Source organism: Sandaracinus amylolyticus, from assembly GCF_000737325.1.
Taxonomy (GTDB): Bacteria; Myxococcota_A; Polyangia; order Polyangiales; family Sandaracinaceae; genus Sandaracinus; species Sandaracinus amylolyticus.
This window is the reverse complement of record NZ_CP011125.1, coordinates 4142508-4159491: the sequence shown is the minus strand read 5'-3', so window position 1 is coordinate 4159491 and position 16984 is coordinate 4142508. Positions and strand designations below refer to the sequence as shown.

Here is a 16984-nt window from a genome sequence, read left to right as displayed (position 1 = left end):
GCCGGTCGTCCGCATCGACGTTCTCGAACGAACGCAGCGGAGCGCTGGCTCATTGCCAGTCTCTAGGGCCGATCAGTGGTGCTCGCCGCTCGGCGTCGCGCCACCTTCGGCCGGCGCGTCGACCTCCGGCGCGGCGATGCCGGCCTCGGGCTCTTCGCCGGCGATCACGTGGTCGATGCCGCCGGGCGCGCGCTCACCGGTGTCGGGGCGGACGTAGACGCCGTTGAACGGGTCGGTCTGCCCGCGGTACGCGGTGTCGTTGATCGTGTAGGCGAGGAAGATCCCCGCGAAGAGCACCGAGCCGACGAACACCAGCGCGTTGAAGCGGTTGTCGTCCTTCAGGTGCATGAACCACGTGACGACGAGCGCGGCCTTGCTCGTCGCGATCAGCATCGCGAGGCCCAGGTTGAACCCGCCCGCGCCCGCCGGCGTGCCGGGGCGGATGAGGCCGTCGATGTCGAGATAGCTCGTCGCCACCGTGATGATCGTGAGCGCGATCAGCCCGAGGAAGACGGCCACGTAGAGCTTCACCGGGTGCACGTGGACGTGCACTGCGCCCTCGTGATGCGGGTCTTCGGCGTCGTGGAAGTCGGACTTCATGATCAGGCCCTCAGATCAGGTAGAGGAGCGGGAAGAGGTAGATCCAGATGAGATCGACGAGGTGCCAGTACAGCGCGGCGAGGTCGACGGGCGTCCAGTAGTCCTTCGAGAACTCGCCGCGGTTGTTGCGCCACATGATCCACGCGAGGATCCCGATGCCGATCGCGACGTGCAGACCGTGCAGACCGGTCAGCATGAAGTACACGCCGAAGAACACGTGCGTGTGCGCCGGGAAGAGCGCGTGGCCGTGCTCCAGGTGCGGGTGCCAGTACTGACCCGGCAGCAGGCCGTGCTCGATCTTCGCCGCGTACTCGAAGTACTTGATGATCAAGAACCCGAACGCGCAGAGGATCGTGATGCCGAGGTAGAGGTTGACCTCGTTCTTCTTGCCGAGCTGCGCCGACCGCACCGAGAGCGCGGCGGTCAGCGAGCTGAAGAGCAGCACGATCGTGTTGATGCCGCCCATGATCTTGTCGAGCTGGTGCGACCCGGCGGCGAACGCCTCCGGGTACTGCTGACGGATCACGGCGTACGCGACGAAGAGACCGCTGAAGAACAGGATCTCCTGCGCGAGGAAGGCCCACATGCCCAGCTTGGCCGCCTCGAACTGCTGGACCGGCATGTCGAAGTGGTGCTGGAGCCACTTCGGCGCCGCATGGCTGTGCGCGCCATGCGAGCCGTGCGCGTGCTCGTCGTGCGCCGCGCTCTCGGTGGTCGGGGTCGCCATCGATCAGCCCTCTTCCTTCTCGGTCTTCGCGGTCACGCGCTCGACGCGGTCCTCGGGGAAGCCCGTGTAGAGCTCTTCCTCGGTCGCGAGGTGGTAGTCGTACGGGCCGCGCGTGACGATCGGCGTCTCGTGGAAGTTGTGCGCGATCGGCGGGCTCGAGGTCTGCCACTCGAAGGCCGCGCTGCCCCACGGGTTCGGCGGGCTCTTCGGGCCGCGCATCAGCGACTGGATGAACATCCAGAGCATGATCACGAAGCCGACGCCGAGGATGTACGAGCCGAACGACGAGAAGCCGTGCAGCGGCTGGTACTGGTCGAGGTAGTCGTAGTAGCGGCGCGGCATGCCGTGGCTGCCGAGCAGGAACTGCGTGAAGAACGTGACGTTGAAGCCCGTGAACACGAGCGAGAACGCGATCTGCGCGAGCCGCTCGTTGTAGAGCTTGCCCGTCATCTTCGGCCACCAGTAGTGCAGGCCGCCGACGAACCCGAACACGGTCCCGCCGACCATGACGTAGTGGAAGTGCGCGACGACGTAGTAGGTGTCGTGCAGGTGGACGTCGGTGACGATCGTCGCGAGCGGCAGACCGGTCAGCCCGCCCACCGTGAAGAGCACGATGAACGCGAGGCCGTAGAGCATCGGCGACTCGAACGAGACCGAGCCCTTGTAGAGCGTCGCGACCCAGTTGAAGACCTTCACGGCCGAGGGGATCGCGACGAGGAAGGTCAGGCCCGAGAACACCATGACGGCGTACTCGCTCATGCCCGCGACGAACATGTGGTGGGCCCACACGAGGAACGCGAGCAGCGCGAGCGCCACCGAGCTCATCGCGACGAACATGTAGCCGAAGATCTTGCGGCGGCTGAAGGTCGCGATGAGCTCGCTGACCACGGCCATGCCGGGCAGGATCATGATGTAGACGGCCGGGTGCGAGTAGAACCAGAAGAAGTGCTGGAAGAGCACCGGGTCGCCGCCGAGGCGCGGGTCGAAGATGCCCAGCGTGAGCGCGCGCTCCATGATGAGCAGGAGCAGCGTGATCGCGAGGACCGGCGTCGCGAGCACCTGGATGACGCTCGTCGCGTAGATCGACCACACGAAGAGCGGCAGGCGCTTCCAGTGCAGGCCGGGCGCGCGGAGCTTGTGCACCGTCGCGATGAAGTTGACGCCGGTGAGGATCGACGAGAAGCCGAGGATGAACGCGCCGAGCGTCATCGCGATGACGGCGGTGCCGGTCTGCGTCGAGTACGGCGTGTAGAAGGTCCAGCCCGTGTCGACCGCGCTCGTGACGATGCTGAAGAGCGCGAAGATGGCGCCGAACACGTAGATGTAGAACGACGCGAGGTTGAGCCGCGGGAACGCGACGTCCTTCGCGCCGAGCATCAGCGGCAGGAAGAAGTTCCCGAGCGCCGCGGGGATGCTCGGGATGATGAAGAGGAACACCATGATCGCGCCGTGGAGCGTGAACGCCTTGTTGTAGGTGTCCGGGTCCACGATCGTGCGGCCGGGCCAGAGCAGCTCGGTGCGCACGATGAGCGCGAAGATGCCGCCCGCGAGGAACGCGGTGAGCACCGCCACGAGGTACATGATGCCGATGCGCTTGTGGTCGAGCGTCATCGCCCACGAGCGGAAGCCGCTCGACGCGCGGAGGTAGTCCGCGTCGTCGTGCGCGTGATCGTGCGAAGTCGGGTGGGTCGCCCCTGCCTGAGCCGTCATCGTCGTCTCACCTAGGCTGGTACTGCGGATTTCTCAGAGCGTCTGCAGGTAGGTCACGAGCGCATCGAGCTGCTGCTCGCTGAACCGGATGTTCGGCATCACGGGGTTGAACCCCTCGACCACCTGAGCGCGCGGCTCGAGGATCGAGTGCCGCACGTACGCCTCGTCGACCGACACGGTGGAGCCGTCCTGGAGGCGCTCCTGGCGACCGAAGAGACCGTGGAGGTTCGGGCCCGCGAGCTGCGGCGCGCCCTCTTCGCGCGCGTGGCACGCGGTGCAGCCCTTCTGCGAGAACAGCTGCTCGCCCCACTCGGGCGGCGTGCACGGATGATCGCCGCACATCGGGGGCGGCGGGTTCGTGATGAACTCCTGGAAGTCCTCGGGACGCTGCACGAGGATCTGCGCGTACATCGTCGCGTGGCCCGCGTTGTCGCCCCAGCTGCCGCCCGCGCCGCAGTACTCGGTGCAGAAGACCTGGTTGCGATACCAGACGCGGCGCGCGTCGGGACGCGAGAGATCACCCTCGGGCGTCACGTCGGTGCGTTCGATCGCCTCGAACCACAGCGAGGTGAACATGCCGGGGACCGCGTCGCGCTTGATGCGGTAGTCGGGCACGTAGAACGAGTGGAGCACGTCCGACGACGACATGATGAGTCGCACCGGCTGCCCTGCGGGCACGTGCAGCTCGTTGTCCTCGGTGATGCCGTTCGGATGCTCGAACTCCCACGCCCACTGACGGGCGCGGACGCGAACGTTGTAGGCGTCGTCGGGCGCGTTCGCCTGGACCATGTACGCCTGGAAGCCCCAGTGGAACATCAGCACCAGCAGGATCAGCGGTGCGAACGTCCAGAAGAGCTCGAGCGCGTTGTGGTGCCCCGTCGGCTCCGACTTCACGCCGGGGCGACGGCGATACGCCCACATGAAATACAGCGTCGCGGCGATGATGCCGACGAAGAACACGACGCTGATCCAGAAGATGAAGTCGTAGACCCAGTCGACTTCCGGCGCGAACGTCGAGAGCTGCGGGGGCAGCTGCGTCGTCGGATGGGTGATGTATTCCTGCTCGTCCATCGGTCAGCTCTCTCGCGGGCGCGCAGCCGCGCTCGCGTCGGTCGTCGTAGCTACGTCGGAGATGGAAGGCGCGGCGGTCGACGTCTTCTTCGAGGCGCCGCGTCGGCGCTCGCGGCGCCAGAACGTGAAGAGGAACCCGCCGAGGATCAGCACGGTGAGGACGCCGCCGCCGCGCATGATGCGCCACGCCGCGAGGACGTAACGACCGTCGCTGTGATCCCAGCGATAGCAGTAGAGGAGCGTCGCGCGGATCACGCGCTCGGCGGTGGCAAGGTGGTTTCCCTCGCTCGCCTCCGCGAGGCCGATGCGCACGTCGTTGAACGGAATCTCGAGCCCGTAGAGATATCGCGACGGCGCGCCCGAGGGCTGGAGGATGACCATCGCGCCGGGATGCGCGAACTGCTGCGTGCGCTCGTCCCAGTGGTAGCGGTAGCCGACCGCGTCCGCGACGCGACGGATCTCCTGCTCGGTGCCGCCGAGGAAGTGCCAGCCGCGCTGCGCTTCGTCGCGGCCGTAGCGGCCGAGGATGCGCGCGCGCGCGTCGCGCAGCGTGTCGCCCTGCGTGTCGCGCGGATCGATGCTCAGCGTGACGACGTCGTACTCGACGCCCGCGGTCCACGGCTGCTGCTGGAGCTGATCCGCGAACGCGCGGAGCGCCATGTCGCAGAAGCTCGCGCACTGGTGATAGACGAGCGTCAGCACGACGGGGCGCTCGCCGTCGAAGAAGTCGCCGAGACGAACGCGACGCCCCTCGTGATCGACGAGCACCGCGTCCATCGGGACCGCGCGCTCGAACTGCTCGTCGACACCGACGCCGGGGATCTCGTCAGGCACGGTGCCCGCCGGGATCTCGGGACGAATCGGCGCCGTCTGGGCGCGCGCGATCGAGCTGCTCGCTCCGAGGAGGAGCGGCAGCAGCGCGATCGCAGCAGCCAGGCGGGTCGACATCGTTCGAAGAGTCTCGGGTTCTGAGAGCAGTCAGCGGGAGAGGGAAGGAATCACTCCGCCGGGGGAGGCGCGGCTTCCGCCGGCGTCGCTGCACCTTCGGCGGGCGCCGCCGCGGGACGAGGACGACGCGCGCGAGGCGCCGCCTCGGCCGCCGGAGCGGCCTCCGCGGGCGCAGCCGCAGCTTCCGCCGCGGGCGCCGGAGCCGGCGCAGCCGCACCTTCGGCAGGCGCCGCACCCTCGGCGGCCGCCGCACCTTCGGCGGGCGCAGCACCTTCGGTCGGCGTCGCACCGTCGGCAGGCACAGTGCCGGGCTCGCCCTCGGCAGGCACCGCCTCGACCGGGGTCGCCTCGGGCGTCGGCGCAGCGGCGGGCGCGAGTGCCGCAGGGAGCTCGCGCGGGAGCTGCTGCCACCCGCGAAGCGGATCGAGATCCTGCGACGCCGCCGGGCGGATCAGCGGGAACGCGCCGCGACCACGGCGACCGAGCTCGTCGATCGCGCGGTCGACCGGCATCGCACCGCCGCGCAGCGCTTCCCGCTGCGACTCGCGGTACTCCGCGAGCTCGGCGGTCGTCCGGCTCTCCTCGATGTTCTCGCGGCGGCGATCACGCCGGCTGACGTCCATGTACGAGTCGAACACGTACTTGAGGCCGATGAGCGTGATCACCGCGAGCACGGTGTACGTGAAGATCACCCGGTTGCGCGGCGGCGTGTCGTCGGGACGCGGGCGAGTGGCCGGGACCGCGTGGGTCGGCGTCGTGTCTTCGTGCGCCATGTCAGTGGACCTCGAGGTGGATCGAGCGCTCGAGCCGCGGGTCGCCCACCGGGATCAGCGGGTGCCGACCCATCAGGAGGAAGACCACCGTGAGATAGATGCCGCCGACCGCGAAGAGCGCCGCGAGATCGACCCAGTGCACCGAGAGCTCACCGGGGCTCACGTACGGCATCACGAGCCAGAAGATCTCGACGACGTGCGTCACCAGGAGCCACGCCGCGCCGAACGCGAGGATCGGCAGGCGTCGCTTGATGTTGCGCGACATCAGCAGGAAGAACGGCACCACGAAGTGGGCGACGACCATGACCAGCGAGAACGTGCGCCAGCCGCCTTCCCAGCGAATGTGGTAGTACGTCGTCTCCTCGGGAATCGACGCGTACCAGATCAGCATGTACTGCGAGAAGCTGATGTACGCCCAGAAGACGAGGAAGCCGAAGAGCAGCTTGCCCACGTCGTGGAAGTGCTCGGTCGTCACCGCGTCGCCGAACGCGCCCGCCTGCTTGAGCCCGTACATCGTCAGCACGAGCGTCGCGAGGCTCGAGACCGCGCTCACCGCGAAGTACTGCACGCCGAAGATGGTCGAGAACCACGTCGGCTCGAGCGACATCATCCAGTCGAACGCCGCGAACGTCAGCGTCAGACCGAACGCGAAGGTCGCGGCCGGGGCGAACGACTCCATGCGCTGCGTGAGCGTGAGGTCGCCCTTCGCGACGTCCTGCTTCGTCGAGCGCGAGAAGAAGAAGAACGCGAGCAGCGCCCAGATCACGCCGTAGAAGATCGCGCGGCCGATGAAGAACGGCTGGTTGAGGTACGCGAGCTTGCTGCGGATGACGTCCGCGTGCGCCTCGTGGTGCGGGTCGTGGTGCTCGTCACCGTGCGCCGCCGCGCCACCGTGCTCGCCCGCGCCACCGTGCTCGCCCGCGCCACCGTGCTCGCCCGCGCCACCGTGCTCGCCCGCGCCACCGTGCTCGCCCTCATCGCCGTGACCGCCGGCGCCGTGCCCGTGGTCCTGCGCGCTCGCGACCGACGCGCCGATCAGGCTCTCGCCGTGCTGCTCACCGTGCTCTTCGCCGTGGGGCTGCGCGTGCTGCGACTCGCGCCAGTAGTGCATCCACGGATAGAGCTCGTCCATCTGCGCGAGGATCGGCAGCGCGAGGATCGCCATGACGGGCAGGCCCATCATGAAGAACTCCGCGGTGCGGCGGATGCTGACGCCCCACCCCGCGCCCGTCAGGTGCTGACCGAGCACGAAGAAGAGCGAGCCCAGCGCGATGGCGAGGAACGTCATCACCGCGAAGAGCCACGAGAACGCGAAGCGATGCGGGTCGCTCGTCCAGCCGATGATGCTCGCGAGGAGCCCGAGGCCGCCGAGCGCAGCGCTCAGCTTCCACGCGTTCGCCCACGCACCGTCGCGCGGCAGGCGGTAGGTCGGCTTCGCCGGCGGCTCACCGCCGGTCTTCTTCTTCGCGGCGCTCATCGAACCGTCTCCGTCGTTCCCTGCGCGGGCGCGAGCGCTGCGGTGCGCGCGTCCGACTGGCTGAGCTGGAGCGCGCGAACGTACGCGACGATCGCCCAGCGATCCGCGACGGGGACCTGCGCGCGATACGCGGGCATCGTGCGGATGCCGTTCGTGATCGTCGCGTAGATCTGACCGTCGGGCGCGTGGCGCAGGCGGTCGTCGTGGAGGTTCGCGGCGGCGAACGTCGCGCCGATCGACTCGGCGCGCTGGGTGACCATACCGCGCCCGTCACCCGTGTACGCGTGACAGGGGCTGCAGTAGATGTCGTAGCGCGAGTGGCCGCGCTCGAGCAGCGCATCGAGACCACCGGCGCCGCGCACGACGTCCTCGGGGATCGTCATCACGTAGCCGCCCGCGTCGTCGACGCCCTCGGCCACCGCGGGATCGATCACCATCTCGCGCGCGATCGTGCCCTCGACCGGCGGGCGCATCGTGCGTCCGTCCTCGAAGTAGCGCGACGCTTCCTGCGCGTCGTAGCGCGGCATCTCGTGCATGCCGCGGAGCGGGACGATCGGCGGCTCCGACGAGGTCTGGCCGCGGCACGCGCCCAGAGCGAGCACCAGGCTCGCGGCGGTGAGCATCCGGCGGACCATCACGCTTCCTCCTGGATGAGCTCGAGGTGCGACGCACCGAGCGACTCGAGCAGCGCGCGCGTGTCCTCGAGGTCGAACTTCTCGTCCGCCGCCTCGATCGAGATGAAGAAGCGGTCGTCCGTCGCGCGGTCGAAGCGGTCCGAATAGAAGACCGGGTGGTGGTGGCGCGGGAGCTGGTTGAGCCCGAGCATCCCGAACACGGCGCCGAACGCGCTGAGCAGGATGGTGAGCTCGAACATCACCGGCACCATCGACGGGAACGCGCCCGGCGGCTTGCCGCCGATGACGAGCGGGTAGTCGATGCCGTTCGTCCACATGATGAGCGAGAACGCGACCGTGCAGCCCGTGAGACCGCACGCGAGCACGATCCACCCGAGCTTCGAGTCGGGCATGCCCATCGCCTTGTCCATCCCGTGCACCGGGAACGGCGTGTGGACGTCCCAGCGCTTGTAGCCGGCGTCACGCACCTTCTCGGCCGCGTGCATCACCTTGCCCGGGGTCTCGAACTCGGCGAGGTAGAGGAGCGGACGCTTCTGCGTCGCGCGCTTCGACTCGCGATAGCCTTCGTCGTCGTGATCGTGATCGGATGCCATCTCAGGCCTCCCCGGTCTTCATCACCGCGGGACCGCGCACCGCGGGGGCGTGCTCGTGATCGTCGTGGTGGTCCTCCGCGTGCGGATCGGCCTGCGGCAGGACCATCTTCACCTCGGCGATCGCGATCATCGGGATCCACCGGATGAAGAGCAGGAAGAGCGTGAAGAAGAGGCCGATCGACCCGAGGTACGTCGTCCAGTCGACGATCGTGGGCGAGAAGTTGCCCCAGGAGCTCGGCAGGTAATCGCGGTGCAGCGTCGTCACGATGATGACGAAGCGCTCGAACCACATACCGATGTTGACGAGGATCGACGCGACGAACATCCACGGCAGGTTCGTGCGCAGCGACCGGAACCAGTAGGTCTGCGGCACGAGCACGTTGCACGTGATCATCGACCAGTACGCCCACCAGTAATCGCCGAAGGCGCGATTGAGGAAGACGTAGCGCTCGTACGGATTGCCCGAGTACCAAGCGATGAAGAACTCCATCGCGTACGCGTATCCGACGAGGCTGCCGGTCGTGAGGATGATCTTGTTCATCATCTCGAGGTGCCGCATCTGCACGAGGTCGTGCAGGTTGAACACCGTGCGAGCGATGAGCAGGAGCGTCATGACCATCGCGAAGCCGCTGAAGACGGCGCCCGCGACGAAGTACGGCGGGAAGATCGTCGTGTGCCAGCCGGGCTCGACCGACGTCGCGAAGTCGAACGAAACGACCGAGTGCACGGAGAGGACGAGCGGAGTCGAGAGCGCCGCGAGGATCAGATACGAGCGCTCGTAGTTCGACCAGTGACGATTCGAGCCGCGCCAGCCGAGCGCGAGGAATCCGTACACGAGCTGACGAACCTTGTTCTTCGTCCGATCACGCAGCGTGGCGAAGTCGGGGATCAGACCGACGTACCAGAACAGCAGAGAGACGGTGAAGTACGTCGAGACGGCGAACACGTCCCACAGCAACGGGGACTTGAAGTTCGGCCAGATGTTCATCCCGTTCGGGATCGGCAGCGGATAGTAGATGTGCCACGGACGACCGGTGTGGATCGTCGGGAACATCAGTGCGCAGATGACTGCGAAGATCGTCATCGCTTCGGAGAAGCGGTTGATCGCAGTGCGCCAGTACTGCCGGAACAGGAAGAGGACTGCGGAGATCAGCGTGCCGGCGTGACCGATACCGATCCACCACACGAAGTTCGTGATGTCCCAGGCCCACGCGACGGGGCTGTTGTTGCCCCACACGCCGATGCCGGTCCACAGCAGGTACGCGAGCGTCGCGCCGAGAAGACCGGTGATCGAGACCGCGATGCCGAAGAGGATCCACCATCCTCGCGGCGCCTTCGTCTCGGTGACTCGACTGACGATCTCCGTGACGTCGTGGAACGACGTGCCGGGAGTCGCGAGGTAGCCCTCGCCGAGCTCCCTGATGGGCTTGCTCCCAGCCATCACACCATCTCCGGGTTCGGGTTCCGGATGCGACCCGCGTAGGTCGTCCGGGGCTGCGTGCCGACGTCGGCCAGCACCTTGTACTGGCGATCCACGTGCGCCCAACGCGTCACTTCCGCGTCGGCGTCGTTGAGGTCACCGAAGAAGATCGCGTTGCTCGGGCACGCCTGCGCGCACGCGGTGATCAGCTCGCCCTGGCGGATGCGGCGACCCTCGTTGTGCGCGTGGATGCGCACCGACTCGATGCGCTGGATGCAGTACGTGCACTTCTCCATCACGCCGCGCATTCGCACGCTGACGTTCGGATTGAACTGCATGCGCTGCAGCTCCGGCACGTCACCCGCGTACGCGAGGTAGTTGAAGCGACGGACCTTGTACGGGCAGTTGTTCGCGCAGTAGCGCGTTCCGATGCACCGGTTGTAGGCCATCTCGTTGATGCCCTCGGGCGAGTGCACCGTCGCGTTGACGGGGCACACGTTCTCGCAGGGGGCCTCTTCGCAGTGCTGGCAGGCCATCGGCTGGAACGCGACCTCGAGGTGGTCCTCGTCGACGACGTCGTAGACGGTGTCGCGCGCGGCCCACGGATCGATCTGGCGCTCCGTGAAGTAGCGATCGATGCGCAGCCAGTGCATCTCGCGACCGCGCGCGACCTGCTCCTTGCCGACCATCGGGATGTTGTTCTCGGCGATGCAGGCGATGACGCACGCGTTGCAGCCGGTGCACGTCGTGAGGTCGATCGTCATGCCCCACGCGTGGCGCGGGGGCGCGTCGTCCGGCGCCTGACGACCCTCGGGCAGCAGCGACCAGCTCGTGCCGCCCTGCGCGGGCGGCTGCGGCTCGGTGTAGTCGACCTCCTCCCAGAGCGGCGGAGTCGTCGGCGTGGGGATGCCCCACTGACCGAAGTCGGGCTGCGCGATGTACTCCTCGACCGTCGCGTCGATCGCGAGCGGGCGGCCTTCCATCGAGTGGTGCTCCTGCTGGAGCGAGATCGCGGAGCGACGGCCCGCGCGCGACACGCGGTAGCCCGCGCCGAACCAGAAGGTCTCGGCGAGGCGCGCCGGGTAGACGTCGACGCCGTGGTCGTTCGCGTACGTGCCGCCGCGCGTGCGGCCCCAGCCGAGCGAGAGGACGACGCAGCGGTCCGCGGTGCCCGGCACGATCACGACCGGGATCTCGATCGCGTCGATGCCGTCGCGCTCGATGCGCACGACGTCGCCGTTGCGCACGCCGAGCTGGCGCGCGGAGCCCCACGAGATGAGCGCGGCGTTGTCCCAGCTGACCTTCGAGATCGGATCGGGCAGCTCGAGCAGCCACGGGTTGTTCGCCCAGCGGCCGTCGAGGAGCTTGTTGTCCGGGACGAACGAGACTTCCCAGCTCGACTCACCGAGCTCCGCGCGCTGACCCGCGCCCTGCTGCACGGCCTGCGAGACCGTCGCGCCGTTCGGCGCCGCGTCGCGCGCGAGCGTCGTGGGCGAGCCCGCGACAACACCACGCTGCAGCGCCGCGCGCCACGCGCGATCGAACGCGTCGCCGGGCGCGATCTGCGCGAAGGTGCGGCGCACCGCGTGGTACGCGCGCCAGCTGCGCTCACCCGACGCGAGCCCGACGAGCTCGATCGCGTTGCGCCCGCCGCGGAGCGGCGCGATCAGCGGCTGCTGGATCGCGTACGCACCATCGAGCGCGCGGTGGTCGCCCCAGCTCTCGAGCTCGTGCGTCTGCGGCAGGTACCAGTCGCAGAGGATCGACGTCTCGTTGTCGTGCGACGAGAGGTGGATCTTGTTCGCGACACCCGCGAGCGCGTCGCGGAACCCGAGGTCGTGCGGCGCGTCGTAGACCGGATTGCCGCCGAGCATCACGAGCGTGCTCACGCGGTTCGCGCCCATGTCGGCGACGAGCGCGCGCAGATCCGCGTTCGGATCCTGCGCACCTTCACCGTGAGCCGCAGCGTCGAGCACCTCGTGCAGCGCGATGGTCTGACCGAGGTTGTCGAGCGCCGCGTTGAGCGCGTGCGCGAGCGCGTGCACCCACGCGGGCTGGCGCGCGCCGACGACGATCGCCGAGCGGCCGCGGTTGCGCGCGAGGTCGCGCGCGATGGCCTCGACGTTCACGCCCTCGAGCGCCGCCGGCTCACCGAGCCCGCCCTGCACCGTCGAGACGTCCACGCCCGACGCGCCGAGCGCACGAGCGAGCGCGCGCGCGAAGGTGCCGACGTCCTGCGACGCGACGCGGATGCGGTGATCCGCGTTCGCGCCGGTCACCGAGACGCCCGGCTCCACGACGTAGAGGCGGTTCATCTCGCGCGCGCCTTCCGCGTTCATGAAGCGGCGGCCATCGGCGAACAGGTGCTGGAAGCGCGGATTGCCGCTCTCGGTCAGCAGGAAGTCGCTGTCGAGCGAGACGATCACGCGAGCGCGCGAGAAGTCCGGCACGGTGTGCAGCGGACGCCCGTACGCGATGCGCGCGCCCTCGAGCGCGTTCCAGTCGGAGATCGGCGAGTACGAGTGGAAGCGCGCCTGGGGGAAGCGGCCCGCGAGCGCCTGCTTCGCCGCGACGAGCGTCGGCGACGTCGTCGGCTCCATCAGGAAACGGAGGCCCTCGCCCGCGCTCGCCTCGAGCCCGCGGAGGTGCTCCGCGAAGAACTCGTCGAAGTCGCTCCACGACGACGCCGCGCGCTCGTCGCCCGCGCCACGCATCACGTGGGCGCCGCGATCCATGTCGTAGAGGTTGAGGATCTGCGCCTGCGTCTGCAGGTCGGTGCCGCCGTGCTGCGGCTCACCGCGCTCCTCGGCGCCGGGGTGGCTGCCGGGGTGCAGCGAGTTGCCCTCGATCTTCGTCGGGCGCCCCTCGTGCGACTCGACGAGCACGCCGATGACGTCGCTGCGGCGCGGCAACACCGTCGCGTAGTGCAGCGGCACGCCCGGCACGACGTACTCGGGCTGGCGCGTGTACGGCAGGATGTGCTCGACGGGACGGCGCGCACAGCCGCTCATCGCCGCCGCAGCCGCCGCCGCGCCCGAGAGCGTGAGGAACTGGCGTCGATTGACGCCGCCCTTGCTCTCGCTCGAGTCGGCGCTCTTCTTCCCGATCGTGATCAGGTCGCTCTTCTCGACCTGCACGCCGGGCTCGCTCGCCGCGAGCTCCTGGAAGCGCTTCGGATCCAGGCGCTCCTCGATGCTGCGCCACGCGAGCGGCGCGCCCTTCGGGAGAGCGTTGGAGTGGGTGATCGCAGGACGCTTGCTCATCGGTGGCACCCCGAACAGGTCTCCGGCGGCAGCGCGTAGCGGGCGTACGTGATCTCCTCGCCCTCCTCGCGCTCCCACGCCATGTTCGTGATCTCGCTGACCGGCCGGAGGTTCGGCTCGGGGTTGCGGTGACAGTCGAGACACCAGCTCATCGAGAGCGGCGTCTGGTTCGTCACCACTTCCATCTGATCGATGCGGCCGTGGCACGTGGCGCAGCCGACACCGATGCTCAGGTGGATCGAGTGATCGAAGTACGCGTGGTCCGGAAGGTTGTGGACGCGCACCCACTCGATCGGCTCGCCGGTCTCCCAGCTCTCACGCACCGGCGCGAGCGCCGCGGACTCGGTGCGCACCACCGAGTGGCAGCCCATGCAGGTCTGCGTCGGCGGGATCATCGCTTCGGGCGACCGCTCCACGTTCGCGTGGCAGTAGCGGCAGTCCATCCCGAGCTGGCCCGCGTGCAGGCGATGGCTGAACGGCACCGGCTGGACCGGGGCGTAGCCGACCTGCGTGTTCCAGTACGAGAAGTAGTAGGCGACGATGAACGTCACCACGCCGCCGCCGACCGCGAGCGCCACCGCGGCGACCAGAGGCAGCAGGTTGAGGGACCTCGGGAATATCTGCATGTCGCGCTCGTTCGCCCCTCGACTCGGGGCTCAGCGGACCGCTGCCGCGGCCGCTCCTGGGCTGGCTAAGGGGAGCTGGCTGGAGGAGAGCTGACCGAGGAGCGCGCCACTACCGGTCGGCGGGCGTGCTCCTTAGGAAAGAGTCTCTTCACGAAGAAGAGCGGGAGTCTCTCGCTGCGCGAGCGACTCCATCCCTCCGCGAGAGCGCCACTGCATCAGTGGCGGGCTCGGGAGAGGCGATGTCGGGAGAGAGGCGGTCTCTGCGAAACAGCCCCGCGAAGGCCGGGAAACACCCGGTCCGTCGTGGATGCCGTGCCTCGGGGTCCTCGGGGCGGCCGCTATATACGCGGAGCGCGGACGACGCACAACCGAGATCGAGGCAGTTTGCCCTCAGGGCGCGTCCGACAGAACTCTGGACACCTCCTCCGCATGCGTGGGGCAGTCGCGCGCCAGCACACGCAAGTGCACTCTTCCGCGCTCGTCGTTCGTGCGTGCGATGACCGCCGCCGGGGAGATCTCGACCGCATCGCCGCGCGCCTCGTCCGCGCTCGGCGGCAGATCGGCGCGGATCGCGACCAGCATCCCGTTGTGGAACTCGAAGCGCGTCTCGCGATCGAGCGACGCGCTCGGACCGCGGATCAGCGTCATGTCCGGCCCGACGATCTCGGTGCGCCAGCTCGCCTGCGCGCCCTCGTCGAAGCGCTGTCGCACCTGATCGGCGGTCATCCCCAGCCGTGCGCCGCGCAGGCTCGCCGCCGTCTCCCCCGAGCCCTGCAGCATCGAGGAGATCAGCGCGAACAGCGCGAGCATCGCAGGCACGAGGACGATCAGCGGGTACCACCAGCTCCACCCCTTCTCGGGCTCGTTCCTGTCGTCGGGAGGACGCGGAGACATCGTTCGGCTCCCACTCTCCGGGCGCGCCTCGCTCGTCTCGGGGCGGGGGCTAGGGTCTTCCCGCGCGGCGGTCAATGGCGCGTCGGAGCCGTGCGAATTCGCGACGTTCCACGCGCGACGGCGCACCGATCTACCCGGCGCACGGGGTTCGTCAAGAGCTCCTGCGCGAACGGTGGGGTCGGTAGAAACCGGAGCGGAACGAGCCGCGGAGGGACTAGAGTTGCGCGCGTGAGGATCAGCCGGCCTCCTCCTCCGCCGCCCGCGCCGCCTCCCCACAGCCGCTTCGGGCCCTACACGCTCGCGGATCGCATCGCGGTCGGCGGCATGGCGGAGGTGTTCCGTGCGCACGAGCCGCGCGCGGTGGGCGATCCGCGCGTCGTCGTCGTGAAGCGGATGCTGCCCGCGCTCGCGAGCGAGCCCGGTGCGCGCGCGATGTTCGAAGAGGAGGCGCGCCTCGGCGGTCTCGTCGAGCACGACAACGTCGTGCGCGTGCTGGGCTTCGGCGACGAAGCGGGGCAGCCCTACCTCGCGCTCGAGTACGTGCCGGGGCTCGACCTGTGGCGGCTCGCGCGCTGGCTGACGCGCCAGGGGCGCACGCTGGGCACGGAGCTCGCGGTGTTCGTGACCCGCGAGCTGCTCGCGGGGCTCCACGCGGTGCACGAGACGCACGATCGCGATGCTCGCCCGCTCGGCCTCGTGCATCGCGACGTGAGCCCGTCGAACGTGCTGCTCTCGGTGCACGGCGACGTGAAGCTGGGCGACTTCGGCATCGCGCAGGCGCTGCTGCGCGAGTCGTACCCGCAGGCGACGCTGACCGAGCGCGCGAAGGGCAAGCTCGGCTATCTCGCGCCCGAGCAGGTGCGCGGGCTGCCCGCCGATCGCCGCGCCGACGTGTTCGCAGCCGCGGTGATCGCAGCCGAGCTGCTGATGGGACGTCCGCTCTTCGCGGGCGGCTCGGAGCTCGCCGTGCTGCTCGCGATCCGCGACGGCGATCTCCGCGCGTTCCACGAGCACGGCGCCGGGCTGCCCGAGGGCCTGCGCGCCGCGGTCGTCGCCGCGCTCGCCGCCGATCCCGACGCGCGCACCGCGACCGCCGCGATCCTGCGCGACGCGCTCGCGCCGTACGAGACCGGGCCGGTGAGCGCGCTCCGCGCGCAGCTCGCGGGGCTCGTCGGTGAAGCGCACGGCTCGCGCAAGCCCTCGGGCGCGTACCAGGTCGCGGTGCGCGGGCCGAAGACCGCGCCGCCCGGCGACGATGACGCCGACGCACCGGCGACGCGCGACGCGCCCGAGCTCGCGTACCTCGTGCGCACGAGCGACGGTCGCACGGAAGGACCGCTGTCATACGCGAAGCTCGTCGAGGCGATCGCCACCCGCCGCTTCGGGCTCACCGACGCGATCGCGCTGCAGGGAGGCGCGTTCGCGCCGCTCTCGTCGCACCCCGATCTCGTGCGTCACCTGCCCACGTCGAGCCTGAGCGATCGCACCGCGCGACAGGAGCCGGTGCGCGAGCCCGATCGCGCGTGGTCGCTCGAGGACGGCTCGATCGTCGGCGTGATGACCAGCGTCGTGCTCGCGCGCGAGACCGGCCTCTTGCTCTGCGAGCAGGGCGGCGTGCGCAAGGAGATCTACCTGAGCAACGGCGTGCCGGAGTTCGTCACGTCGAACCTCGCGACCGAGCTCCTCGGTGAGTTCCTCGTCGCGCGCGGCGTCATCTCGCGCGGCGAGCTCGACATGGCGCTCGCGGTCATGCCGCGCTTCGAGGGACGGCTCGGCGACACGCTCACCGCGCTCGGGCTCGTCGAGCCGGTGCACCTCTTCCGGCAGATCGCGGCGCAGGTGCAGGAGAAGCTGCTCGAGCTCTTCACGTGGCCGTCGGGGCGCGCGACGTTGTGGCGCGGCGTCGCGCGACCGCAGAGCGGCTTCCCGCTCGGCCTCGATCCCTGGCGCATCGTGATGGACGGCATCGATCGACGGCTCGCGCAGGGCATGGACGATCCGCTCGCCGCGCATCGCGGCAAGTGGGTGCTCGCGTCGGGGCCGAACGATCTCGAGGTCGCGCGGCTGCCGCTCGCGGTGCGCTCGGCCTACCGCCGCGCCGCGCAGCCGCTGCCGATCGCCGACCTCGATCGCTCGCTGAGCGATCCGACCGGTCGCGATGCGCGCGCCGGGCGTCGCGCGATCGCGCTGCTGCTCGCGATCGGAGCGCTGTCCGTGCACGACGGGCCCGGCGCTTCTTGACGAGGA

The 16984-nt window shown here is 69.2% G+C and carries 14 protein-coding genes; 1 reads left to right on the top strand and 13 read right to left on the bottom strand.

Annotated elements, in window-relative coordinates:
- Nucleotides 1-72: 72 nt before the first annotated feature.
- The 13 genes from DB32_RS17655 to DB32_RS48285 all read right to left on the bottom strand — a co-directional run bounded on the left by DB32_RS17655 (nt 73) and on the right by DB32_RS48285 (nt 14737).
- On the bottom strand, nt 73-600 hold the full coding sequence (locus DB32_RS17655) for a cytochrome C oxidase subunit IV family protein (RefSeq protein WP_053233631.1): 528 nt from the start codon (nt 598-600) through the stop codon (nt 73-75).
- A 10-nt stretch (nt 601-610) separates the two neighbouring features.
- Nucleotides 611-1327, bottom strand: coding sequence for a cytochrome c oxidase subunit 3 family protein (locus DB32_RS17650; RefSeq protein ID WP_053233630.1), 717 nt, complete (start codon nt 1325-1327; stop codon nt 611-613).
- A gap of 3 nt (nt 1328-1330) precedes the next feature.
- The gene (gene ctaD, locus DB32_RS17645) at nt 1331-3037 is read right to left on the bottom strand and encodes a cytochrome c oxidase subunit I (protein ID WP_075097546.1); all 1707 of its coding nucleotides are present in this window, start codon (nt 3035-3037) and stop codon (nt 1331-1333) included.
- Between the two features lie 33 nt (nt 3038-3070).
- Nucleotides 3071-4108 (bottom strand): cytochrome c oxidase subunit II, encoded by a 1038-nt coding sequence (locus tag DB32_RS17640; protein WP_053233629.1) that lies wholly within the window; start codon nt 4106-4108, stop codon nt 3071-3073.
- Between the two features lie 3 nt (nt 4109-4111).
- The gene (locus DB32_RS17635) at nt 4112-5056 is read right to left on the bottom strand and encodes an SCO family protein (RefSeq protein WP_053233628.1); all 945 of its coding nucleotides are present in this window, start codon (nt 5054-5056) and stop codon (nt 4112-4114) included.
- 50 nt (nt 5057-5106) lie between these two features.
- Complete coding sequence (locus DB32_RS49090; protein ID WP_053233627.1) at nt 5107-5829, bottom strand: hypothetical protein; 723 nt, start codon at nt 5827-5829, stop codon at nt 5107-5109.
- A 1-nt stretch (nt 5830) separates the two neighbouring features.
- Nucleotides 5831-7306, bottom strand: a complete 1476-nt coding sequence (locus DB32_RS45360) for a hypothetical protein (protein ID WP_053233626.1) — start codon at nt 7304-7306, stop codon at nt 5831-5833.
- Complete coding sequence (locus DB32_RS17620; RefSeq protein ID WP_053233625.1) at nt 7303-7941, bottom strand: c-type cytochrome; 639 nt, start codon at nt 7939-7941, stop codon at nt 7303-7305. The genes DB32_RS45360 and DB32_RS17620 overlap by 4 nt, the downstream gene beginning before the upstream one ends.
- Nucleotides 7941-8534 carry a DUF3341 domain-containing protein gene (locus DB32_RS17615; protein WP_075097545.1) on the bottom strand — a complete coding sequence of 198 codons (594 nt, stop codon included), beginning with the start codon at nt 8532-8534 and terminating at the stop codon, nt 7941-7943. The genes DB32_RS17620 and DB32_RS17615 overlap by 1 nt, the downstream gene beginning before the upstream one ends.
- A 1-nt stretch (nt 8535) precedes the next feature.
- Nucleotides 8536-9975, bottom strand: a complete 1440-nt coding sequence (nrfD, locus tag DB32_RS17610; protein WP_083457450.1) for an NrfD/PsrC family molybdoenzyme membrane anchor subunit — start codon at nt 9973-9975, stop codon at nt 8536-8538.
- The gene (locus DB32_RS17605; protein WP_053233624.1) at nt 9975-13217 is read right to left on the bottom strand and encodes a 4Fe-4S dicluster domain-containing protein; all 3243 of its coding nucleotides are present in this window, start codon (nt 13215-13217) and stop codon (nt 9975-9977) included. Before DB32_RS17605 ends, nrfD begins: the two co-directional genes overlap by 1 nt.
- Nucleotides 13214-13843: a cytochrome c3 family protein gene (locus DB32_RS17600; RefSeq protein ID WP_053233623.1), complete on the bottom strand. Its 630-nt coding sequence runs from the start codon at nt 13841-13843 to the stop codon at nt 13214-13216. Before DB32_RS17600 ends, DB32_RS17605 begins: the two co-directional genes overlap by 4 nt.
- 390 nt (nt 13844-14233) lie before the next feature.
- Complete coding sequence (locus tag DB32_RS48285) at nt 14234-14737, bottom strand: hypothetical protein (RefSeq protein WP_053233622.1); 504 nt, start codon at nt 14735-14737, stop codon at nt 14234-14236.
- Nucleotides 14738-14965: 228 nt separating this feature from the next.
- On the opposite strand from DB32_RS48285, the gene DB32_RS17590 reads away from it, so the two are divergent.
- A complete protein-coding gene (locus DB32_RS17590) occupies nt 14966-16978 on the top strand; it encodes a serine/threonine protein kinase (protein WP_169791473.1) in 2013 nt (670 codons plus the stop codon).
- The last annotated feature ends 6 nt before the right edge of the window (nt 16979-16984 follow it).